The sequence below is a fragment of the Allorhizobium pseudoryzae genome (assembly GCF_011046245.1).
Classification (GTDB): domain Bacteria; phylum Pseudomonadota; class Alphaproteobacteria; order Rhizobiales; family Rhizobiaceae; genus Neorhizobium; species Neorhizobium pseudoryzae.
In genome coordinates, this window is the sequence record NZ_CP049241.1 from 550,261 (window position 1) to 574,492 (window position 24,232).

13 protein-coding genes are annotated in these 24,232 nt (G+C 60.4%); all 13 read right to left on the reverse strand.

What is annotated here, in order from left to right; all coding sequences use genetic code 11:
- Positions 1-5 precede the first annotated feature (5 nt).
- The 13 genes from flgK to G6N78_RS02800 all read right to left on the reverse strand — a co-directional run bounded on the left by flgK (position 6) and on the right by G6N78_RS02800 (position 23,293).
- Positions 6-1,457, reverse strand: a complete 1,452-nt coding sequence (flgK, locus tag G6N78_RS02740; protein WP_165215522.1) for a flagellar hook-associated protein FlgK — start codon at positions 1,455-1,457, stop codon at positions 6-8.
- A gap of 29 nt (positions 1,458-1,486) precedes the next feature.
- Positions 1,487-3,058: a flagellar hook protein FlgE gene (locus G6N78_RS02745; RefSeq protein ID WP_165215524.1), complete on the reverse strand. Its 1,572-nt coding sequence runs from the start codon at positions 3,056-3,058 to the stop codon at positions 1,487-1,489.
- A 208-nt stretch (positions 3,059-3,266) separates the two neighbouring features.
- Positions 3,267-3,938 (reverse strand): response regulator transcription factor, encoded by a 672-nt coding sequence (locus G6N78_RS02750; RefSeq protein WP_165215526.1) that lies wholly within the window; start codon positions 3,936-3,938, stop codon positions 3,267-3,269.
- A 282-nt stretch (positions 3,939-4,220) separates the two neighbouring features.
- Positions 4,221-4,811 (reverse strand): transglycosylase SLT domain-containing protein, encoded by a 591-nt coding sequence (locus tag G6N78_RS02755; RefSeq protein WP_370691472.1) that lies wholly within the window; start codon positions 4,809-4,811, stop codon positions 4,221-4,223.
- Positions 4,726-6,327, reverse strand: a complete 1,602-nt coding sequence (gene fliK / locus G6N78_RS02760; RefSeq protein ID WP_165215530.1) for a flagellar hook-length control protein FliK — start codon at positions 6,325-6,327, stop codon at positions 4,726-4,728. Before fliK ends, G6N78_RS02755 begins: the two co-directional genes overlap by 86 nt.
- 23 nt (positions 6,328-6,350) lie before the next feature.
- Positions 6,351-7,628 carry a chemotaxis protein MotC gene (gene motC, locus G6N78_RS02765; RefSeq protein ID WP_165221200.1) on the reverse strand — a complete coding sequence of 426 codons (1,278 nt, stop codon included), beginning with the start codon at positions 7,626-7,628 and terminating at the stop codon, positions 6,351-6,353.
- Entirely contained in the window at positions 7,628-8,932 is a 1,305-nt protein-coding gene (locus G6N78_RS02770; protein ID WP_165215532.1) for a MotB family protein, read from the reverse strand. The genes motC and G6N78_RS02770 overlap by 1 nt, the downstream gene beginning before the upstream one ends.
- The gene (locus G6N78_RS02775) at positions 8,929-9,561 is read right to left on the reverse strand and encodes a hypothetical protein (protein WP_165215534.1); all 633 of its coding nucleotides are present in this window, start codon (positions 9,559-9,561) and stop codon (positions 8,929-8,931) included. The genes G6N78_RS02770 and G6N78_RS02775 overlap by 4 nt, the downstream gene beginning before the upstream one ends.
- Positions 9,562-9,837: 276 nt before the next feature.
- Positions 9,838-10,812, reverse strand: a complete 975-nt coding sequence (locus G6N78_RS02780; protein ID WP_165215536.1) for a flagellin N-terminal helical domain-containing protein — start codon at positions 10,810-10,812, stop codon at positions 9,838-9,840.
- Between the two features lie 280 nt (positions 10,813-11,092).
- A complete protein-coding gene (locus G6N78_RS02785; protein ID WP_165215538.1) occupies positions 11,093-12,034 on the reverse strand; it encodes a flagellin N-terminal helical domain-containing protein in 942 nt (313 codons plus the stop codon).
- A gap of 611 nt (positions 12,035-12,645) precedes the next feature.
- Positions 12,646-13,857: a DUF6250 domain-containing protein gene (locus G6N78_RS02790; protein WP_234905866.1), complete on the reverse strand. Its 1,212-nt coding sequence runs from the start codon at positions 13,855-13,857 to the stop codon at positions 12,646-12,648.
- A gap of 97 nt (positions 13,858-13,954) precedes the next feature.
- Entirely contained in the window at positions 13,955-15,988 is a 2,034-nt protein-coding gene (locus tag G6N78_RS02795) for an O-linked N-acetylglucosamine transferase, SPINDLY family protein (RefSeq protein WP_165215543.1), read from the reverse strand.
- Positions 15,989-16,189: 201 nt separating this feature from the next.
- A complete protein-coding gene (locus G6N78_RS02800) occupies positions 16,190-23,293 on the reverse strand; it encodes a hypothetical protein (RefSeq protein ID WP_165215546.1) in 7,104 nt (2,367 codons plus the stop codon).
- Positions 23,294-24,232: the final 939 nt, after the last annotated feature.

Here is a 24,232-nt window from a genome sequence, read left to right on the forward strand (position 1 = left end):
AACACTTAGCCTACCGTATCGAGAAGCGTCTTGATCATCTCATCGACTGCGTTCAGCAGCTTCGTTCCGGCCTTGTACGACTGCTCCACTTCGAGAAGCAGGGACAGTTCCTCATCAAGACTGACTGCCGTTGCATTAGAATACGCTTCGCTTGTGCGAGACATGAGCGCCGTCTTGGTTTCGTCTGCTTTTGTCGCGGAACTACGGATTGTCTCAAACCAGCCGATCGAAGCTGCCGAAAAATTCAGGATCGACTGGGAGCCCCCGATGTTGGTTTCCGGGGGATAAGTACGCGTATCGTTGAACTTCGCCGCATAGGCATCGAGCAGAGCCGAATAGCCGCTTTCGCCCGTGGTGTTGGACGCATAGCTCGGACCGTTGATCCCGCCGTCACGGACAAGCGTCGGATCGCCATTCGGAGGGATAACCTTCGAATTGACAGAAATTCGGTAGGCAAGGTTGTCGATTGTGACGATCGAGCCCGTGGTCGATTCTTTATCGATAAACAGACCCGTGGCGGTCGTGGAAGCCGAAGTGTCGGTTTCCTGAAACATCTCGATCAGCGACTTGGCCATCTCGTCGAGCTGGCGCTGATAGGTCGGGGCGATATCGTCGCGGATCTGCAAAAGAGCCTGCAGCGAACCGCTTGCGGTGGTGTCGCCTCCCTTGCCGGCCGACAGGGCGACACCATCGACAAGAATGGGCTTGCCCGAAACGGACGCATCATAGGTCGTGGTCGATTCGAATGTGACCTTGCGAGCCACCGTTTCGAACAGGGTGGTGCCGTCCATCGTATAAAGCGCCATGTCGCCGTTATCGCGCGACCAGGTATAAACACCAACGATATCCGAAATCTTCTTCAGCAGCGCATCGCGTTCATCGAGCGCGGAATTGGCATCCTTTCCGGTTGCAATTGCCGTGACCACTTCGTTGTTCTTGGACTCGAACTGCGAGAGCAGGCTGTTGAGATCAGAAACCTGCTCATTGATCGTCTTGTCGGCATCCGCGCGAATCGCCTGCAGACCCTTGGAGGTCGTGTTGAGCGAGTTCGCCAGATCCTGCGCTGCGGAAACCGTGCCGGAGGCGAGCGTGGTATCGCTCGGCTTGGCCGCATAGGATTCCAGCGAGCTGTAGAAACTGGTCAGATAAGTATTCGGGGCCAGTCCGTAATTGTTGCCGCCAAGCAGGTTGGCCATCTGGTCGGTCAGGCCATCGACCAGCGTTTGCTGCGCGCTGGCCTGAGACCGGCTTTCCAGTGATTGGCGGAACAGTGCCGCATTCTCTTCGCGGTAGACGGACCCGACGCGCGCGCCGGTTTCCGTCGATACGATCATCACGGTACGCTTGTTGTAATCGGCGTTCTGCGTATTGGAAATGTTCGTTCCCAGCACGGCCGTTTGACGGGACGTGTTGTTGAAGATCGCCTGAGCTGTTGACCGTGCTGTAGAAAGCGACATTAGCTTACCTTTGTTACGCTACGAAGCGATTACCGCTTGAGGTTCACGAGGGTTTCCAAAAGTTCCGAACCGGTCTGGAAAACCTTCGAGTTGGCCGTGTAATTGCGTTGCGACTCGATCATCGCCGTCAGTTCCTCGGCAATATCGACGTTGGAATCTTCGAGCGTGTTGGAGAGGATCTGGCCGTAGCCGGAGTTGCCGGCATACCCCATCACCACAACGCCGGAATCCTGGCTCTGCGAGTAAACGTTGCCGGCGAGCGGCGTGAGGTTGTTCGGGCTCTGGACGTTGGCCACAGCGATACGGTAGGTCGGAACCGACTGACCGTTCTTGTAGAGGATGGACACGATGCCATCCTTGCTGATCTCGACCTTGTCGACTGCCGAGGCACCCTTGCCGTTGACGTCGCCGGTGATCGAATAGTCGGAACCGAGTTCGGTCAGCGCGCCGATATCGATCGTCAGACCGTTGAGGGTCGCGCCATCAATGGTCTGCTGTGTCGTGGTGACGGACGTCGGCGTGGTCAGTTTACCCGTTCCGTCGAAGGTCAGTTCATAAGCGTTGCCGTTACCATCGGACTGAGCCGCAACCGAACTGACGCCCGTACCTTCGGCAATGGCCGAGAAGTCGATGGTCAGAGGGTCAAGCGTGCCCTTGGTCGTGGTATTGGCCGCGGTCGTGAGCGTGGTCGGCGTGGACGTGAGAGCGCCGGTGGTCGGGTCGAAGGTCAGGCCAGCCTGCGTACCCAGCGAGGTGCTGTCTTCCAGGACTTCAAGGTCCCAGGTATTGGCTGTTGCCGTCTTCGTATAATTGTAGGTCAGCGTATGGGACGACCCATCCGGCCCATAGGCGATCGACTTGGTGGTCACCACGTCGCCGACAGCAGCGCCGCTGTAGAGATTGCCGGTTGCCGTGCCATTGGCCGATGCAACGGGTGTCTTGCCGGTGACAGAGGTCCCGTCATACTGGATGTCGAGGGTCCAGGTGTTCTGTGCCGTCTTCGTGTAGACATAATTCAGCAGACGCGAATTGCCCTTGCTGTCATAGGCCACGACGGAGGATGACTTGGTATAACCAACATCCTCGTTTTCCGGCAGGTTACCCTTGACGGTGCCGCTGGTTGATGGCGTTGCCTGCAACCCACCGCCGGTGACGTTGACCTCTTGCAGACCCTCAAAACCGTTAATGACGATCGTTGGGTCGACATTCTCTTCGTAGGGGTAGCCCATCAGGGTGAAGCCGGCCGCATTCTGCAGGCTGCCGTCGGACTGAACCTCGAAATTGCCGGAACGGGTCAGGTATTCCCTACCATCGGCGCCGGTCACGATGAAAAAGCCCGAGCCGTTGATGGCCAGATCGGTTGCTGAGGTTGTGTAGCTGAACGAACCCTGATCGTTGATCGAGTAGCGAACATTCGTTTCGACGCCGCCCGAATTGTAGGAACCGCCGGAGGAGGGCAGAAGCATCGATGAAAATTCCGTCGATGCCTTCTTGTAACCAACCGTGCTGGAGTTGGCGATGTTATCACCAACGGTGCCGAGACGGTTGGCCTGTGCGTTCATACCGGACACACCCGTCCGCATCGTTCCGTAAAGGCTCATATCAAATCCCCGTTTTGCCTATGAGACGACACTAGAGGACGGGCCTTGCGTGAAGCTGTCTGGTAAGGCCGTCTCGATGGGCAATCCGATAGCGACGATCGACACTCGGTCATCAAACAAAATACAACCCCGGAAACCTGCGTCGATTTCCGGGGTTGAATCTGACTAATAGTTGCTGAAGATGAGCAACGCCGCGGCGTTACCTGTCTCAATTCCAGTCGATGCAGTAGCCAAGGAAGCGTTTGGAATCGATCGGATCGAAATCCAGCTTCTTGCGCAGCTTTTTGCGAAGCTTGCTGATGTGGCTTTCCACGACGTTTTCTTCGACCTCGTCGTCGAAGATGCCATAGATGGCATTGAAGATCTGGGTCTTCGAGACGCGACGTCCACGATTGGCGACCAGATATTCCAGGATCCGGCGTTCACGACGCGGAAGCGGGAAGATATCGCCATTGATCTCGGGATCGCGACCGTCGTCGAAGACGCGGATCGGGCCGATGTCCGTGTAGTTCGTCAGCGCCTTGATCCGCCGGCGGATTGCTGCCGCGCGGGCAAGAATCTCCCGGGGATGGACCGGCTTGCGAACCACATCATCGACGCCGCTGTCGAACAGTGCGAGCGTCGCCTCGAGCGACGGCTGGTCACTGACCGCAATGACAGGTGCCGAGGTGCGATCACGGATCGCACGCGGGAGCTCCAGGGAGCGTTCCGTCTGCCCGATCAGAAATGCTTCCACAGCGGCAATGTCCGTATCCGCCGCTGTGTTGACCCATTCTCCGAATTCCTTCGGATCAAATCCTGTTGAAGGAACGCCTTCGCGCCCAAATAGTGAGGTGTAACCCTCTTTAACGAGCTCACGCTCATCAACCACTACGATCATTCGTCCGCCTCCGAATCAGTGTGGTGCCTCGATGCACTATGGGTACGAATCGGAGGAGTCATGGACAACTCTACAAAATTAACCATGGCTTTTAATAGTTGATTAAGGATTGGGGCGCGATTTGCCCTACATCTTGTGCCACATCATCCTTTTCCACACCATTTTGCGGTGGAAAAGTTAACAAGACCTTTTTGCGCCCTTGCTTTGCCATGTTTTGGACAAATCAGCAACGCATCGAACACCCGTCGAAAATCGGGCGAATGCAACATATTCATAGTTGCATTACCGGCAGAATTGTTGGGCGGTGGGGGTCCAGTTACCATACCCGGTGGCGACCAGATTGGCGATCACGCGGCAGACATAGCGCTTCTGGGCGGGATCGTTGTTGGGTCCGGCGTGGTATCTGGCTACCGCCATCGTCCAGGTTTCATGCCTGTCGTGAAGGTTGCGCAGGAAGCGTGCCGCATACTCCACATTGCGTTTTGGATTGAGCATCTCCTCCACGGACGAAAAATTCTCGCCGTGGAAGTACTGGTTGATCTGCATGCAGCCCACATCGATCAGCGTCTTTCCCTGGCGACGCGCCTCCGCAAAGGCCTCAAGCGCCTGGGAAGACGTCTCGGGGAAAAGCGCCTTGCCCTCCACATTCAAGGCCCAGGGATAGAGACTACCCTTGCGGCCGGTTTCCGTCAGTCCGACCGAATACAAAATCCCCTCCGGAATTCCGTATTTCGAGGCGGCCGCCTGGATCTCCCGTTCACAGGCTCCGTCCGCAGTCGCCCATGCCTCAGAGATAGATGTCAGAAGTCCCGCCAGCACCGCCAGAGGAATGAGACCGTGTTTCAGTCCCCGCTTCTGTTTCATTCGATCCATGCTTCACTGATGCCTCTGATCGGCCCGAAGACTGTCCCTGTGACTGGGCGTTCCCCTGCTGCCCGTTTGCGTCAGGCGAGCGCTGTTGGCCGTCGCTCGACATCTGCGCGTTCGAATCCTGTGACGACATGGTCACGGTCACCTGGTCAACGGAGAACCCCTGAGCACGCAGAGCCCCGAGAATGCCGCTGCTGTCGTCCGAGAGCTGCTGGTGGGCTGCACGCGTCTCCACGGTCAGGTGCACGCTCAGCTCCTCGCCAACGAGCCGCAACGTCGCGGTCACCGTTCCAAGGTCGATCGGCGTCATCTGCAGCTTCAGCGTATTGACGACATTGCTTGTGCGGGCCTGTTCGTTCTGCAAGGCGGCACCCGGTTGCATTGCCCTTTGCCACTGCGAATCGCCAGCGATCGTGGAGGTCAGAGCCGCACCGTTGGTGGACTGGCTGAAGCCGAGGAAGCGACGGCTGTCGAGGACCGAAACCGTTTCCGCCCCCGATGTTTTCGTCGAAGTATCGACGGTCGCCTTGCCGTTCTGGTCGGTGCCGATGGTCATGTCCAGGCTGCGTCCGTCACGAGCCGAGGTCAGGCGGAACGCCCGTTTCTCGGTCTCGTCGGCGGTCGCCGATTGCTCCAGCATGGTTTTGTTCACGGCATCCTTGGACAGGGCCGTCTCCAGCAGATCACTGCCGTCCAGAGCCGTCGGGTCGAGGAGGACCTTGCCATCCGTCTCGGGCTTTGACGAGAGGCTGTCACCCCGCGCCGCACTTTTCGGCTGCGGCTGAACGCCATCGGCTGCGACAAGCCCGCTGAGCAGGGTTGCGACGGCCTGTGCACTGGTCTGGAGGTCGCCTTCCGTGGTCACCCGCATGTCCGTGCCCGGTCGTCCTGCGTCGCCAACGGCATCGGCGGCTTGACCAGCAACAGCGTCCGGGTCGGTATCCAGGGCGCGTGCTTTCGAGTTCGTCGCTTCCTTGCCCCCGTGGAGCTTGCCGTCTTGCGCCAGTTCCACCGCCTTGCGGATGGGCACATTTCCATTCGAAACCAGGCCCCCCTTCGACGGACCGTCGGACGTGGCGCCTGCTCCGGCCACCCCTTGCGTGACTTTGACCTCGCCCTTCGTCCCGGGCAGTTCGACCAGACCTTCCGGCATCGCGTTCGTCTTCAGGCCCGCCTGAAGTTCACTGCCTTTGACCGAACCAGCCTGAACCTCGGCCTTCTGGCCAGACAGCGCCACGAGTGTCGCCGCAGACGAGCTGCCTTCGGCTTTCGCTTGGGCGGATGCCGCCTCTCCGGTCTTCTGCAGGAAGCTCAGGGCCAGGCGTGAAGTCGTGCGAGAACCGGCGCTTTCCGCGGTTGCGTCATCCTCTGTCGCAACACCCTTCTCGGCGGATTGCGAACCGTCGCGAGACGGTCGTTCATCCTGGGCAATCGCAGACAAAGTCTCGCCGAATTCGCCCGATCCGCCTTTACCGTTGCGGCTTGCAGAAGCGCGGGAAGGCTGACTGACGTCAGACACAGTTGTTCCAGGCGTGAGCATCGTCACTTGTCCTTTTTCAGCAAATCATCGACAGCGCTCAAGCTCGAACGTCCCTTGTCGATGAAAGACTTGACTTCGGAGTCGAGAGGAGTGGCGCTGGCAGAGGCTGCCGCAGCAGCGGCAGGTGTCCCGGTCGCGTCATGCGCGGGCAATGCCGAGGTCTTTTCGGCACTGATCTGATTTGCAACTGTGTCCGGTGACACTTGCTCCAGGCTGACGTTGGACGGAGGCCGCATCACTTCTTCTGCCACGCGCTGCGCAGCCGCCCGGATCGCCCTGTCCTGTGCGGACAACTGGTCGTCCGAAACCGCCTCGATCACCTCCGCGGCCTTGCCAATTTCGCCGGCGGAGAGGTTTGCGACGCCGCCATAGAGTTTCGCAACGGAACTGCCTGGCGTCTGGGCATCCCCACCCCGCTGCTTGGCACGCAGGGAGGCCTCCCGCGCCAGGTCCGTCTTTCCGTCAATGGTCGCCTGACGCGCAATCCGCAGGTAAATTGCCTGCGCACGGTCGTCACTCATGACTTCCAAAGCCCCGTCCACGTCCTCCTGGGAAATGACACCGTAATGCTTGACGACCAGATCGACGAAGAGGTCTGCGAACTGGCTTGCATAGGGGGAGTGAATGAATCGGCGCGCATATTGGCGTGCAAAGCGGATACCCTGCTCCGGCATGCCCTTTTCGACGGCGATGGCGACGGAGCGACGGAGCGCTGCCTCCTCGATGATGGTGCCGGGTGCGGCCAGACGCGCGGCCGAATAGAAACGAAGCGCTTCGTTGGAATCCTTGGCAACCATCACGTTGCCTGCAACGAGCGCCAGATAGGGCCCGATGCGCTGGTTCTGATATTCGGGCACCATGGCCGTCAGGGTCTTGGCCACCATCAGCCCCCGGCCGGCGAGATACTTGCGCAGGACATCGCCGACACGCGTATCGAAATTGCCGCCGACATCGCGGGCCACGAGAAACTCCAGCGTCGCCGGGTTGCCGCCGCTCATCGCATAGATCAGCGCGGCATCGACGTTGCGGGGATCTTCGAACACCTTCGGATTGATGTTGCGCAGTCTTTTGTCCAGAGAACTCAGCATGAAACGCTGCATCTCTCCGGCGGAGTGATCCCCCATCACCACCGTATCCTGCACGTATTGCAGCGACCGGATCATCTGATAAGGCTCCAGCGTTTCGCCGGTCTGCTGCGCGCGCGCGCGATCACCGGCGACGCAGAGCGAACAGATCGCCGTCGTGGTCAGGAATAGCCGCTGCAGGAATCCGCGCTTCATCAAGTCTCGCCGTCCTCAAGCAAAATCTCGATACGGCGGTTTTGCGGAGCCAGAGGGTCTTCCGCCACCTGCGGGCGACGGTCGGCAAAGCCGGAAATCTGCTTGACCCGATCCTCCTTCAGACCGCCCTTGACCAGCATGAAATAGGCACTGTGCGCACGCGCGGCAGACAGCCGCCAGTTGTCGTTGCTGCCATCCTTGAAGGGACGGGCATCGGTGTGACCACGGATCACCACATCTCCCTGTCGCTTGGCCAGAATCCCGCCGATCTTCTCCATCGCCAGCACGAGTTCCTTGCGCGGCACGGCGGAACTGGTGTTGAACATCGGCGTCTGCAGTTGATCCGAAATGGTGATCAGAAGACCGCCTTCTGCCGGCGTGACAATCAGACCTTCCGGCAGCTTTCCGGCAACGCCGCCGATCTCCTGGGCAATCTGCTGCTTCAGATCCTCGGCCTTCTTTTCCTCACCAACGCGCTTTGCAGCGTTTGCCGCCTCGGCCTGGACGGAAGCCGGATCCGGGCGCGCCTGCGGGATGGCAACGGCAACCTCCAAGGGTTTGGCGGGATCGGGGGCATCCGGTTTTGGATCGGCCTGTGCCGTTTGCTGCGCCGTCACGGGCACCTTTCCGGGGGCCGGAGGTGCTGGCGGCAACATCTCGGTGGGCATCTCGCTGGCTTCGTTCACCGGCTGTGATTCCGCCGGCGCCTTTTGGCTCCCATCAGCCCGCGTGACTTCGATCTGTTTCGTCCAGAAATCCGGATCGAAGGGATCGCGGTAAGCCTCACCGCCATCGGCGCCCGTTGCAGGACCCGAATCGCTGGCGCCACCCTCGCCCTTGGCACTGACGTTTGCCTGCTGGCCAACCTCCTGCGCGATTTCCGCAAGTACCGAATAGGGATTTTCGAAGAAATCCGCTTCGGAATAGTTGGTTTCTTCGCCGGAACTCGAGGTCATGTCGTCCCCGGTCGCGGCAGCGGCACCGACCGTGTCGGCATCGGCCTTGACCTTCGAACGTTCCTTGCTCTCTTCGCCATCCGCGGCTTCGGTCGGCTTTTCCAGCCCCTTCTTGGCCGGAGTCTCATCCGACAGCTTGATCGGGTTGAAATAGCTCGCGACCGACGCCTTGGTTTCCTCGTTGGCGGCGTTCACCAGCCACATGACCAGGAAGAAGGCCATCATCGCGGTCATGAAGTCGGCATAGGCGATCTTCCAGGCACCGCCATGCGCGCCATCGTGGCCACCGCCGTGCTTTTTGACGATGATGATCTCGTTCTTGCCGTGGTGATGATTCTGCTCGCTCATGCCAGTACCTTCTTCAGGCTACCGGCCCACGCCGACAGGCGCGTCACGAGGACGGCATCGTTGATGTCAATGGAAATGTCGAGGTCATCGGCTTCCTTGTGCTGCAGGTCGGGAGCGTCCTCGCCCAAGGCAGCCTTGAACTTTTCAAACAGCGTGGCAGGGCCGCGGACAGTCACCTGCGCGGCTTTCTCGGACAGCAAGGCATCCTTGACCGCGCGGGCGAGGTCTTCGATGGCCTTGGCCGCCACGGCCTCTTGAAGAACCGGCGCCAGAACCGGAGCAACCTGCTCGCAGACATGCTCGGCAAGACGTTCAACGGTGTCGCGCAGCATCGTCTCCAGCCGAATGAGGGCATCGCCCTCCAGCCGGGCTTTCAGCGAGTCTAGCGCCTTCGCATGCTTTGCATCGGCGCTTTCGCGTTCGGCCTCCCAAGCCGAGCGAATTTCTGCTTCGCCGGCAGCCTTGCCCTCCGCAAAGGCCGCGGCACGCTCGGCCTCAAGATCGACGGCGGGTTCCGGAGGTTCGAGCTCGAACGGGAACGCCGGAGCGAAGTCTTCCGGCTCCGAAGGTGCCGGCAGCGGTGGAGGTGAGGAGAAATCCTTGAGATATCGGGAAAGCGGCGCGGTCATTTGGAAGCTCCCCCAAACGCAAACGTTTCAACAACACGGCCGCTCTCTGGGCAACGACGAGACAATCGGCATCCTGGCGCAACGGTCATTTACTCAGTCCTGATAAAAGTCGGGAAGCACGCGCATTACAGATAAACAAATAGCGTGAAGATATCGGAACCTTAGGCAGCCAAACTTGTGCGAAAGTGAAGCGTTTGGACCGCGACAGGGCAGCTCGCGGTCCAAGGCGAGCCTTTGCTGCAGGAGGGCAGCGAAGGCTCTGGCGGTGGATCAGGACTACTGCTGGAAGAGCTGCAGGATGTTCTGCGCGTTGGTATTTGCGATCGACAGCGACTGGATGGCGAGCTGCTGCTGTGTCTGCAATGCCTTGAGGCGTGTCGACTCCTCGTTCATGTCGGCATCGACCAGACGCCCGACGCCCTTGTCGATGGCGTCCATCAGCGTTGAGACGAAGCCTTCCTGCATGTCGATACGGCTGGTGATCGCACCGAGCGTCGACGCTGAGTCCGTCAGCTGCTGCAGCATGGCTTCGACAGCGGAGAGCATGCCGGCCAGATCGTCGGCGCTGGTGTTTTCGTCCAGCGTAATCTCGGCGCCCGTTGCGATTGCACCGGCAGCCGTGCCGATGTCGATCAGGAAGTAGTTCGCGACAGTCGTGCCAGCCGTTCCATCCGGCTGCGTCACGCTCCAATCCTTGGTGAGGATGCCGCGGCCCGCGCTGTAGGTGTCGATCATGATCGACCCGCCGGCATCATATTCCAGCGTCGTGAGCGAAACGGCACCGTCGGCAGCGCGGTTGAACGAGGCAACGATGTTCTTGACGCCTGCACCGGCCGATCCGGTGTTGTAGAGCCAGTTCTCGCCGGAGAACGATGCCGATTCGGCGATGGAAGCGAGCTGCTTCTTGAGTTCGGAAAGCTCTTTGTTGATTTTCGTCTTGTCGACGCCCGGCTCGGATGCTGCCGTGATCTTCGACTTGATTTCATCGACGACGCTAATGGCGGACTCAAGTCCAGTATAGGCGGTATCCGTCTTTGCGGCACCCAGACCCAAGGCGTCCTGAACGGTACCGAGCGCCTTATTGTCGGACCGCATGGTGGTGGCGATCGACCAATAAGCGGCATTGTCCGCGGCTGTCTCGACGCGATAACCGGAAGAAATCCGGTTCTGGACGTCTTCCATGTTCTGATTGACGTTGCGGAGGGTTTGCAGCGCAGCCAGTGCACCGGTGTTCGTAATAATACTGGTCATGTGAGGAATTGCCCCTGACGTTAGCGGGACATGCCGGAGCTCAACCGGCAACGCAGGATCGCATCATGCTGGCAGACACAGTCATTGCCCTGGTGGCTGCCCGGCGTTCTTAAGGAAGGGTTAACGTATTTGCGCCCAAGCGCCAAACGCAATCACCATTTCTTAAGACCTATTAGAAGCTCGCTAACCTGTGCGAAGCTGGATTCCTGACATGAACGTCAAAAAGGAAGGCCGCGGATAACCACGGCCTTCCTGTTTCGAATGGTAAATTCGCCGGCTCTTACTGGAAGAGCGAGAGGATGTTCTGCGAACCGCTGTTGGCGATCGACAGAGCCTGGATGCCCAGCTGCTGCTGCGTCTGCAGAGCCTTCAGGCGGGTCGATTCCTCGTTCATGTCGGCATCAACCAGCTTGCCGACGCCCTTTTCGATCGAGTCCATCAGATCCGCGACGAAGTCCTTCTGGAGGTCGATACGGGAGTTGATGGCACCGACGTCAGCGGCAGCGTCCGTCATTTCCTGGAGAACCGAATCAACGCCGGAGAGCGCAAGGCCGAGATCGCCGGTCGTCATGCTGCTGATGTCGAGCGTCAGGACCGAGTAGGTCAGCGAAACGGTCGCGCCAGTCGCGCTGGAGAAGCTCATGTAGGTGGACAGGAGACCTGTGCCGGTCGTGACGTTGGCGCCTGCCGTATCGACTTCGATCAGCGAGGAGTTGTTGGTATCGTATTCCAGCGTCGTCAGGCTGACATTGCCATCCGCATCGCGGTTGAACGAACCGACGATCGCCTGCGTGCCGGCACCGGCGGAAGCGGTGTGATAAACCCAGTTTTCGCCGGAGAAGGAGGCCGACTTGGAGATCGATTCCAGCTGGTTCTGCAGCTGATCGATTTCCTTCTGGATCTTTGCCTTGTCAACGCCCGGCTCGGAGGCCGCGGTGATCTTCGCCTTGATTTCATCGACAACTTTGATCGACGATTCGAGGGCGGTATAGGCCACATCGGTGGTCGCAGCGCCGAGGCCGAGTGCGTCCTGAACGGTACCGAGAGCCTTGTTGTCGGAACGCATGGTGGTGGCGATCGACCAATAGGCTGCGTTGTCGGCTGCGGTCTCGACCTTGTAGCCAGACGAAATGCGGCTCTGCGTCATTTCCATGTCGCTGTTGATCGTGCGCAGTGTCGAGAGAGCTGCGATAGCAGAAGAGTTGGTCAGAATGCTCGTCATTATACTGCCCCTTGTGCAGACTGAAAGATCAGGGACATTCCGGTTCCTGTACCGGCAAGGGTGCTGCGCATCATGCCATTCTCGACGAAAACCTTGCCAAGAGACGCACCGCTTGAGTGAGAACAGTTAACCGCACCTTGGTTAACGCACGGTAAACGGAGTTAACCATTTTTCACATCATCAGGATCACGGGATCTTTTTGCGGGAGCGACGCTTCATCCGCCTCAGCATGGGTTTGCGTCGCCATGCGCGGACGGGCCGGTTGCTTCATGTCGTACGCAAGGCACTCGTGCCCATCGAGAAACCCGACGCGAGCGAGAAGAACATTAACGATGCGGGTTAAACCATGGATCGATCGTCCCGCTGTCTTGTACGGCCCTATGTCCGAACGGCGAGCGGAACCGGACGCTGATCAGGGGGACGACCAAACGGATGCCACTGCGGGACAACGAAGAGGGAAAGTCATTTCTAAGGGCGATCGAGGCTTCGAAGGCGCCTGCGGGTTCGTGAGGATACGACCAACGGCACGCCAGAAGGCCTGGCGTTCAGGTCATCGCCTTGCCGTCTAGAACGACGGCTTACGGGCGGGCCTCGTCAGCCCGCCCAATCGATTACAAACCAAGTTTCTCGCGCATCAGCACGTCGTACTTGTCCACCAGGGGATCAAAGTCGAAGCCGCGCTCCTGCGGGCCAAAGCTCAGGTGGCTGACGATGAAGTCCGAATAGATCGCGCAAGGTCGCCCGAGATAGGCCGGCAGATCCACGGTCATGACCCGCTCATCATCCCCCTGCGCCAGCGCCATGTGCAGGATGTCGCGCCCGAGCCAGGCGATGAAATTGATCGATTGGCGTTCGTTCCATTCAATTACAGGGGCCTTCAGCGGGACGTTCTTGCGGTCCGACTGAAGGAAGTACTCATGCAGCTTGAGCGCCCGTTCGCCGCTCTGCCACAAAGTACCACCAAACCCACCCGGTGGGTGTTCGAACTCCCCCAGGATGGCTTCCGGGAGCTGACCGGCCTGCTGCTGCAGATAGGCGCAGACGCCGTTGTTGACGACATTGGCCGACACCACGAAATAGTGAGGATTGCGGCGGCGGAAATTGATGAAGTCCGACAGCTTCTCAATGTCCAGATAGACGATGTCGTCGTCGCACTTCAGGAAAAGGGCATCGGCGAACTGAGGGAGCCGCTTGGCGTAATACTGATAGGCCTGCCAGTACGGCATCTGTTCGTTCGGATTGCCGATGTAGCGCTGAATGCCGGCGTTGGTGTCGCAGAGTTCCAGATCGCCACCCCAGCCACCGCGGATCATCACGGATGCCGATTCTCCGAGATCGAGATCACCCCACTCCCCCACCACGATGTCGTTGACCAGCAATTCCACCCCACCGTTGGCGTTCATGCTGATCACGACAGAATTTTCGGCACCAGGCGACAGGATTCCCGGCGTGATGCGCGACCACGAATTGGTCACGTCCTTTCGGTCGGCATGCAGCAGGTTATCCCTGGAGATCTTTCGCAGCGCCGACGCCTGATTGTTCCATCCGCCGATGACGAACTCGTAGAAATTGTCCGGGTCATTCTGCGGCAAAACACCGATGTGAAGGTCATTGGTGATGCCAACGCTCGTCCGGAACGAGCCGAGACGCGACACGGTTCCCGCCGCCTGATAGGGAGCCTTGGCCCCCATGAAGCGAACGGGGCCGAACTCTTCGGTTACCCAGGCGTGATCTTCCGGCGACCGGGTGAAATCCCAGATGTGCCACTGATCGATGATGCCGAGTTCGAGTGCGCGTCGAACATAGTGCGTGAGCACGCCCATTCGCTTCTGCCGGCCGGCAAAAGTTACGAGAATTACGGGAGCCATTGGGGCCTCAAATGAAGGAAAGAGAGATGACGCTAAACGGGCGCGGCAAAGGCTAGGTCCAGAGCTTGTTATCGCGCGGCAACGGCATGTAGTCGTGCCATTCGGCAAGCCGCTCGCGGTAACGGGCGCGATGCGCCTCTGGCGTTTCGTAGTCCGTTCCGGACAAGACGAGGTCGGCGCCGATCTCGTAATAGACGTCGAGGTTGGACAGGTCTGGAACCGGTGTTTCTCCCCGCTCCGCCTCACTCTGCATCTGGTGGAACAGGTCCTCTAGACGCCGGGTCGTCGCCGGCATGTCGCGGAGCACGCACGTCTCGCGTTGCCGCTTGAGAGATGCACGGATGGCGAGCAAGCTCTTCGGATCCTTCGCAAAGCCCACCGCCTTGCGCACATAGTCGTCCGGCGAGGTGCACAGCAGTTCCGGCGCACCGGCCGCGGTCACGACGCTGGCGCAAAAGCGTGCCGCGAAGCTGTTGCCAGGCATCGTGAGGACCGGAAGTCCCTGCATGATCGAATCGGCGGCGGTCGAATGCGCGCCGTAGGGGAAGGTGTCGAGGAACAGGTCCGCCAGCGGAATGCGGGCCAGGTGATGCGGATTGGCAGCCTTGGCGGCAAAGAGCAGGCGATCCGGCTCGATGCCAGCCTGTTTTGCCATCTCGCGCAGGCGTTGATCCACCTCGTCGCCTCCGGTCAGAAGCCAGAGAATGCTGTTGGGGGTGAGCGACAGGATCGCCATCCAGCGCATGAAGACCTGCGGGGTGATTTTCTGCATGCCGTTGAAGGAGGCAAAGACGAACTTGTCCTCCGGCAGGCCGACGTCGGCGCGCTTGGGTGTCGCGGCAATCAGACGCTTGCGGTCGAGCGGCTGGTTGCACGGAATTCTCAGCACCTTCTCCGAATAGTAGATCTCGCTGTCCGGCGGGATGATCACGTCATCGGCGATGATATACTGGTGGAAGGGGCTGCCCATCGAGCCCGGGTAACCGCAGAAATTCACGATCACCGGTGCCGGGCGGTAAGAAAAGATCTTGGGGCGGGCGTGCTTGGTATAGCCGTTGACATCGATCAGAATATCGATCTCGTCCTGGCAGATCTGAGCCGCTGCCTGCGCATCCGTCAGCTGCGCAACATCGCGCCAGGCATCGACGACCGCCTTGATGCGGTTCTGCGTCGGGTCGTTCGCACGGCGTTCGCCGCAATAATAGGCGTAGACCTCGATCTTGGACTTGTCGTGCAGTTCCAGCACTTCGACGAGCGCGAAGCCGACGGCGTGATCACGCAAGTCGGACGACAGATAGCCCACACGGATGCGCTGTCCCGCAGCGATCCTGGTACGAACGGAACCCCGGGCGCTTCGATCGAGATTCGGTCGGCTGCCGATCAGCGACCGATTGTATTTGTACGCCTTGGCCAGCTGGAACATCGGGTCGTCGGAATAGCAACTCAGAGTGAGCGACGACATGGCGTCCAGCATCTGGCGTGGGGTCACATGGTTGGAGGGGGCCAGGACCGGCCATTTGCACTGGCGCTGGCGCAATGATGCCCAGTGCTGACCATTCTCCAGATGCGACGGCTGCAGTTCGAAGGCCGCGATGAGGTTCTTTTCCGCTTCCTCCATCTGATCGGCGGTTTCGAGCACGCGCCCGATGTTCTGCAACACCATCTGCCGGTGGGATACCCGGTCCGGCGTTACCTGATTGGTCTCGTTGACGTATTTCTGCCACTGCTGAACAGCCTGGAGGAGCAGTCCGTTGTCCTCAAGCTGGCGGCCGAGGTTGACGTGGCCAGGTCCGAAGCCGGGATCGATTTTCACACAGGCGCGCAAAGCCTGAACCGCGCCGGCAGGATCTCCCGCCTGCGAGAGCGCAACGCCGTAGTTGAAATAGGCGATGTGGATCAGCGGGTTGTCGTCGTTGAAAGCCACCCAGGTTTTATAAAGTTCCGCGGCAGCGGCCATCTGGCCGGCCGCCGTCAGCTCGTTGGCGAGCTGCAATACGTCAAGAAGAGAGAGCTTCTGCTGCCGTGCAAGATCGAGCTGTGCACTATTGGGGGATGCCTGCTGGGGAGTTTGGATGTTCATGGTCATCCTGCGACGGCGCCTTCTGTGCTCGGTGGCTGAGGGATGCATTTCTGCTTGATCCACACACTAGGCGGTTGAACTTGCGCAGGGCTGGAGATCCCCGATCTCACCGCGACGACGAGGGCGCGATCTCGCGTTTTCTCCGGTACGACAAATAGAAAGCGGCGCGGAAAACTTCCGCGCCGCCTTTTATCACTCCAACACTGCTTAGTTGTTGGCGTAAACGTTGATGATGGCTGCGACCTGATCTTCGTTGAACTTCGCAAACTGATCACCGGTGAAGGAAATCAGCTGGTCAGTCGACATCGCACCCAGATCTTCGGTTGCCAGTCCGGCAATGGCCGCCGTGCTGATCGACGCGATTTCGTCCGTCGTGAAGGTCTTGATCTCATCCGTTTCCATGGCCGCGATCTGAGCAGAGCTCAGGACGCGGATCTGGCCGGTGGTCAAGGCTTCGATCTGCGACGAGGACAGGGCCGAGATTTGGTCCGTCGTCATCGCTGCGACCTGCAGTGCCGCCAGAGATGCGATCTGCGAGCTTGTGAGACCCGTCACCGCATTCGTGGTCAGTGCCCCGACCTGCTTCACCGTCAGATTGGCCAGCTGGCTGGAACTCAGCGCTTCCACCTGGCTGGACGAGAGCAGCGCCACCTTGTCGGTCGAAAGCGCAGCCACCTGCTTGGACGTCAAGGCCTCGATCTGAGTGGATGCGAGCGAGGTGATGACATCCGAAGACAGACCAGCGAGAGCCGCCGTCGTGATCGCGGCCAGATCTCCGGTGGAGAAGGTCGCGATGTCTTCCGAGGTGAGAGCAGCGAGGTCGGTCGAGGTCAGAGCCCCCACCTGGCCGGTCGTCAGAGCCTCAATCTGCGAGGTGCTCAGAGCCGCCAGCTGATCGGTCGTCAGCGCCGCGACCTGAACGGTCGAGAGTGCTTCGATCTGCGTGGAGGAGAGGCCGGCCAGGGCTCCGGTCGTGACCGAGGCGATCTGGCTGGCGCTCAGGCCAGACAGCTGGACGGAACTCAGCGCTTCGACCTGGGTAGAGGCCAGGAGGGCCACCTTCTCGGTCGAGAGCACACCAACCTGTGCCTTGGTCAGGGCGGCGATCTGGCTCGAGGCCATCGAGGTGATCGCATCCGAGGTCAGGCCGGACAGGGCTGTCGTCTTGATCGCGGCAATCTCATCCGTCGAGAAGGTCGCGATGTCTTCCGTTGCCATGGCCGCCAGCTGGTTGGAGCTGAGCGCTCCGACCTGGGCTGACGTCAGAGCCTCGATCTGCGAAGAACTCAGAGCCGCGATCTGATCGGTGCTCAGGCTTCCGACCTGGACAGAGCTCAGAGCCGCGATCTGCGTCGAGGTGAGACCGGCCAAAGCGTCCGTCGTCAGCGCCGTTAGCTGGCGGCTGGAGAGACCAGACAGCTGAACCGAGCTCAGCGCTTCGACCTGGGTAGAGGCCAGGAGGGCCACCTTCTCGGTCGAGAGCACGCCAACCTGTGCCTTGGTCAGGGCGGCGATCTGGCTGGAGGCCATCGAGGTGATCGCCTCCGAGGTCAGGCCGGTGAGGGCTGTCGTCTTGATCGCGGCAATCTCGTCCGTCGAGAAGGCTGCGATGTCTTCCGTTGCCATGGCGGCCAGCTGGTTGGAGCTCAGCGCTCCCACCTGCGTCGTCGTCAGGGCTTCGATCTGCGAAGAGCTGAGGGCCGCGATCTGGTCCGTGCTCAGGCTTCCGACCTGCACAGAGCTCAGAGCCGCGATCTGCGTCGAGGTGAGACCGGCAACAGCATCGGTGGTCAGCGCCGTTACCTGGCGGCTGGAGAGACCAGACAGCTGGACGGAGCTCAGAGCTTCGACCTGGCTGGAGGCCAGCAGCGCCACCTTCTCGGTCGAGAGCACGCCAACCTGTGCCTTGGTCAGGGCGGCGATCTGGCTGGAGGCCATGGAGGTGATCGCCTCCGAGGTCAGGCCAGACAGGGCACCGGTCTTGATCGCGGCAATCTCATCCGTCGAGAAGGCTGCAATGTCTTCCGTTGCCATGGCGGCCAGCTGGCTGGAGCTGAGGGCTCCGACCTGCGTCGTCGTCAGAGCCTCGATCTGCGAAGAACTCAGAGCCGCGATCTGGTCTGTGCTCAGGCTTCCGACCTGGGCAGAGCTCAGAGCCGCGATCTGCGTCGAGGTGAGACCGGCTACGGCATCGGTTGTCAGCGCCGTTACCTGGCGGCTGGAGAGACCAGACAGCTGGACGGAGCTCAGAGCTTCGACCTGGCTGGAGGCCAGCAGCGCCACCTTCTCGGTCGAGAGCACGCCAACCTGTGCCTTGGTCAGGGCGGCGATCTGGCTGGAGGCCATGGAGGTGATCGCCTCCGAGGTCAGGCCAGACAGGGCACCGGTCTTGATCGCGGCAATCTCATCCGTCGAGAAGGTCGCGATGTCTTCCGTTGCCATGGCCGCCAACTGGCTGGAGCTGAGGGCTCCGACCTGACCCGTCGTCAGGGCTTCGATCTGCGAAGAGCTGAGGGCTGCGATCTGATCGGTGCTCAGGCTTCCCACCTGGGCAGAGCTCAGAGCCGCGATCTGGGTCGAGGTGAGACCGGCTACGGCATCGGTGGTCAGCGCCGTTAGCTGACGGCTGGAGAGACCAGACAGCTGAACCGAGCTCAGAGCCTCGACCTGGCTGGAGGCCAAGAGCGCCACCTTGTCGGTCGAGAGCACAGCAACCTGTGCCTTGGTCAGGGCGGCGATCTGGCTGGAGGCCATGGAGGTGATCGCCTCCGAGGTCAGGCCAGACAGGGCCGCCGTCTTGATCGCGGCGATCTCGTCCGTCGAGAAGGTCGCAATGTCTTCGGAGGTCAAAGCTCCCAGATCCGCCGAGGACAGAGCTCCCACCTGGGCGCTGGTCAACGCCTCGATCTGAGAGCTTGTGAGACCGGTCAGCTGGTCGGTCGTCAACGCGGCAACCTGAACGCTCGACAGTGCCGTGATCTGCGTGGAGGTGAGGCCGGCCAGGGCCGCGGTCGAGACCGAGGCGATCTGGTTGGCACTCAGGCCAGACAGCTGGACGGAGCTCAGCGCTTCGACCTGGGTAGAGGCCAGCAGCGCCACCTTGTCGGTCGAAAGAACGCCAACCTGGGCCTTGGTCAGGGCGGCGATCTGGCTGGAGGCCATGGAAATGATCGCATCCGATGTCAGGCCGGTCAGGGCTGTCGTCTTGATTGCAGCGATCTCATCCGTCGAGAAGGCTGCGATGTCTTCCGTTGCCATGGCCGCCAACTGGCTGGAGCTGAGGGCTCCGACCTGTGTCGTCGTCAGGGCCTCGATCTGCGAAGAGCTGAGGGCTGCGATCTGGGCCGTGCTCAGGCTGCCGACCTGGACAGAGCTCAGAGCCGCGATCTGCGTCGAGGTGAGACCGGCAACGGCATCGGTGGTCAACGCCGTCAGCTGGCGGCTGGAGAGACCAGACAGCTGGACGGAGCTCAAGGCTTCGACCTGGGTAGAGGCCAGGAGGGCCACCTTGTCGGTCGAAAGAACGCCAACCTGGGCCTTGGTCAGGGCGGCGATCTGGCTCGAGGCCATGGAGGTGATCGCATCCGATGTCAGGCCGGTCAGGGCTGTCGTCTTGATCGCGGCGATCTCGTCCGTCGAGAAGGCTGCAATGTCTTCCGTTGCCATGGCGGCCAACTGCTTGGAGGACAGGGCACCAACCTGCGTCGTCGTCAGAGCTTCGATCTGCGAGGAGCTGAGGGCCGCGATCTGATCCGTGCTCAGGCTTCCGACCTGGACGGAGCTCAGAGCCGCGATCTGCGTCGAGGTGAGACCGGCAACGGCATCAGTGGTCAGCGCCGTTAGCTGACGGCTGGAGAGACCAGACAGCTGGACGGAGCTCAGGGCTTCGACCTGGGTAGAGGCCAGGAGGGCCACCTTCTCGGTCGAGAGCACAGCAACCTGTGCCTTGGTCAAGGCGGCGATCTGGCTGGAGGCCATGGAGGTGATCGCATCCGAGGTCAGGCCGGTCAGGGCCGCCGTCTTGATCGCAGCAATCTCATCCGTCGAGAAGGCTGCGATGTCCTCCGTTGCCATGGCCGCCAACTGCTTGGAGTTGAGCGCTCCCACCTGCGTCGTCGTCAGGGCTTCGATCTGCGAAGAACTGAGGGCCGCGATCTGATCCGTGCTCAGGCTTCCCACCTGGACAGAGCTCAGAGCCGCGATCTGCGTCGAGGTGAGACCGGCAACGGCATCCGTGGTCAGTGCCGTTAGCTGGCGGCTGGAGAGCCCAGACAGCTGGGCGGAGCTCAAGGCTTCGACCTGGCTGGAAGCCAGAAGCGCTACCTTGTCGGTCGAGAGCGCAGCGACCTGCTTGGAGGTCAAGGCCTCGATCTGAGAGGATGCGAGCGAGGTGATGACATCCGACGACAGACCGTTCAAGGCCGCCGTCGTGATCGCGGCCAGATCTCCGGTGGAGAAGGTCGCGATGTCTTCCGAGCTGAGGGCCGCGAGGTCGGTCGAGGTCAAAGAGGCCACCTGCCCCGTCGTCAGGGCTTCGATCTGCGAGGACGACAGAGCGGCGAGTTGATCGGTGGTCAGCGCCGCGACCTGCACGGTCGAGAGTGCTTCGATCTGCGTGGAGGTGAGGCCGGCCAGGGCCGCGGTCGTGACTGCGGTGAGCTGCTTGGCGCTGAGACCAGACAGCTGGACGGAGCTCAGGGCTTCGACCTGGCTGGAGGCCAGGAGGGCCACCTTGTCGGTCGAGAGCACAGCAACCTGGGCCTTGGTCAGGGCGGCGATCTGGCTGGAGGCCATGGAGACGATCGCATCCGAGGTCAGGCCGGTCAGGGCTGTCGTCTTGATCGCGGCGATCTCGTCCGTCGAGAAGGCTGCAATGTCTTCCGTTGCCATGGCCGCCAACTGCTTGGAGTTGAGCGCTCCCACCTGCGTCGTCGTCAGAGCCTCGATCTGCGAGGAGCTGAGCGCCGCGATCTGATCCGTGCTCAGGCTTCCGACCTGGACAGAGCTCAGAGCCGCAATCTGCGTCGAGGTGAGACCGGCAACGGCATCCGTCGTCAGCGCCGTCAGCTGGCGGCTGGAGAGACCAGACAGCTGAACCGAGCTCAGAGCCTCGACCTGGCTGGAGGCCAGCAGCGCCACCTTGTCGGTCGAGAGCGCAGCAACCTGCTTGGAGGTCAAGGCCTCGATCTGGGAGGATGCGAGCGAGGTGATGACATCCGACGACAGACCGTTCAGGGCCGACGTCGTGATCGCGGCCAGTTCGGCGGTGGAGAAGGTCGCGATGTCTTCCGAGCTGAGGGCAGCGAGGTCCGTCGAGGTCAGCGCAGCGATCTGCGCCGTCGTCAGGGCCTCGACCTGTGAAGAGGTCAACGCAGCCAGCTGATCCGTCGTCAGCGCACCGACCTGGACAGAGCTCAGAGCTGCGATCTGCGTCGAGGTGAGACCGGCCAGAGCGTCCGTTGTCAGCGCCGTTAGCTGGCGGGTGGAGAGACCAGACAGCTGGACGGAGCTCAGGGCTTCGACCTGGGTAGAGGCCAGGAGGGCCACCTTGTCGGTCGAGAGCACAGCAACCTGTGCCTTGGTCAGGGCGGCGATCTGGCTGGAGGCCATCGAGGTGATCGCCTCCGAGGTCAGGCCGGTCAGGGCCGTCGTCTTGATCGCGGCGATCTCATCCGTCGAGAAGGCTGCAATGTCTTCCGTTGCCATGGCCGCCAACTGCTTGGAGTTGAGCGCTCCGACCTGCGTCGTCGTCAGAGCCTCGATCTGCGAGGAGCTGAGCGCCGCGATCTGATCCGTGCTCAGGCTTCCCACCTGAACAGAGCTCAGAGCCGCGATCTGCGTCGAGGTGAGACCGGCAACGGCATCCGTCGTCAGCGCCGTCAGCTGGCGGCTGGAGAGACCAGACAGCTGGACGGAGCTCAGGGCTTCGACCTGGGTAGAGGCCAAGAGGGCCACCTTGTCGGTCGAGAGCACAGCAACCTGGGCCTTGGTCAGGGCGGCGATCTGGCTCGAGGCCATGGAGGTGATCGCCTCCGAGGTCAGGCCGGTCAGAGCTGCCGTCTTAATCGCGGCAATTTCAGCGGTCGAGAAGGCTGCAATGTCTTCCGTCGCCATGGCCGCCAACTGCTTGGAGGACAGGGCTCCGACCTGCGTCGTCGTCAGGGCTTCAATCTGCGAAGAGCTGAGGGCCGCGATCTGATCCGTGCTCAGGCTTCCCACCTGGGCAGAGCTCAAAGCCGCGATCTGCGTGGAGGTGAGACCGGCAACGGCATTCGTCGTCAGCGCCGTCAGCTGGCGGCTGGAGAGCCCAGACAGCTGGGCGGAGCTCAAGGCTTCGACCTGGCTGGAGGCCAGCAGCGCTACCTTGTCGGTCGAAAGCGCAGCGACCTGCTTGGAGGTCAAGGCCTCGATCTGAGAGGATGCGAGCGAGGTGATGACATCCGACGACAGACCGTTCAAGGCCGACGTCGTGATCGCGGCCAGTTCGGCGGTGGAGAAGGTCGCGATGTCTTCCGAGCTGAGGGCAGCGAGGTCCGTCGAGGTCAGCGCAGCGATCTGCGCCGTCGTCAGGGCTTCGACCTGCGAGGACGACAGAGCGGCGAGTTGATCCGTCGTCAACGCCCCAATCTGCGCCGCACTCATAGCGACGATCTGCGTGGAGGTGAGACCGGCCAGAGCGGCTGTGGTCAGCGCCGTCAGCTGGCGGGTGGAGAGACCAGACAGCTGAACCGACGTCAGGGCCTCGACCTGGGTTGAGGCCAGGAGGGCCACCTTGTCGGTCGAGAGAACGCCGATCTGCGCCTTCGTCAGCGCAGCGATCTGCGACGAAGCCATCGAGGTCATCTGGTCACTGGTGAGGCCGACAAGTGCCGTCGTCTTGATGGCGGCAATTTCAGCGGTCGTAAAGGTCGCCAGGTCGTCCGTGGAGAGCACGGCAAGCTTTGCAGACGTCAGCGTCCCGATCTGCGCCGTGGTCAGTGCCTCGATCTGCGAAGACGACAAGACCTCGATCTGGCTGGCGTAAAGCGCGGTCACCTGGGCGAGGCCCAAACCGGCGATCTGGCTGGAACCGAGGGCGGACATCTGGTCCAGCGTCAGACCCGTGACAGCCGCCGTGGAAATGGCAGCAATCTGCGAGGAGCTGAGAACGGCGATATCTTCGGTTTCAAATGCAGCCAGCTGCGTGGAACTCAGCGCCTTGATCTGTGTTGTGCTCAGTGCTGCGATATCAGCCGTCTTCAGAGCCGCAATCGAGGCGGTGGAAAGGGACTTGATCTGATTGACAGTGAGGGAAGTGACGATCGATGTCATCTAGTGAGCCCTTCGTTCGGGTAAGTTCACGATTACGATGCCCTTGTCGATCTTCTCTCGAGAGGCAGCCTCTTCGCGAGATCGAAAGCGTTTTTCGCTTTCCAGCCTGCCTCAGAACATCGGGACCGATAGCGGTCCCAACGATCACGAGGTCCAGACGGACCAAAGGTTTTGATTGAACATGACTCGCTTGAGTCTCGCAGCTGAGGGGCTTCATGCTATCGGAACTCGTTCGCTCCGCCCTCTACGCCATTTCAGACAACATCATGTGACATGCGAATCACTTCGCACATATGACGCAATGCCGTTTCTATGCACCTATAACTTGGAAGATGGAGGCTTAGCAATTAATTTTGCCTTAAAAGAAAGCGCGATTTTCGGCAAATTTCGAAGAAATTCAGTAATGACAATGCAACAGTTCCATTCTCTTCCTGACAAAAACTTACACCCTTCGTCTTCGTAGTAAAATTGGAACATCGGATAGTCCGGGACGCGCGGAGGTTCTGTCATCCTGGTCAGGATCTGCGCCAGTCCCCGAGACATGCTCCGGAAGCGTGATCCGGAATCACACTAAAAATCAAATAAGAATGCGAATTTCTGGAATTTATTAATGAATATGATGTGTGTCTACAAATTACTTTTGCCTAATCTCAGTAATAAGTGAGCCAATATCCGGGATATACACAATTATATATTTCATATTTTTTCGATAGTCAGACATTCGAAGCAGGAAATAGGTTTGCATACCGGGCTTCTGACGCAAACTGGGAGACCGGAATGCTATCCGGGAATTGTCATAGACTGTCGCATTGATCCAAGGTTGCATTCGACCGGGAGCAGAACCGGTGTGCACCTTTGGACGGATCACGCAAAAAACCCGCCAGCGAGGCTGGCGGGTTTGATGGACGGCACGCGCGAACGTCCGTCGGATCTCGGTAA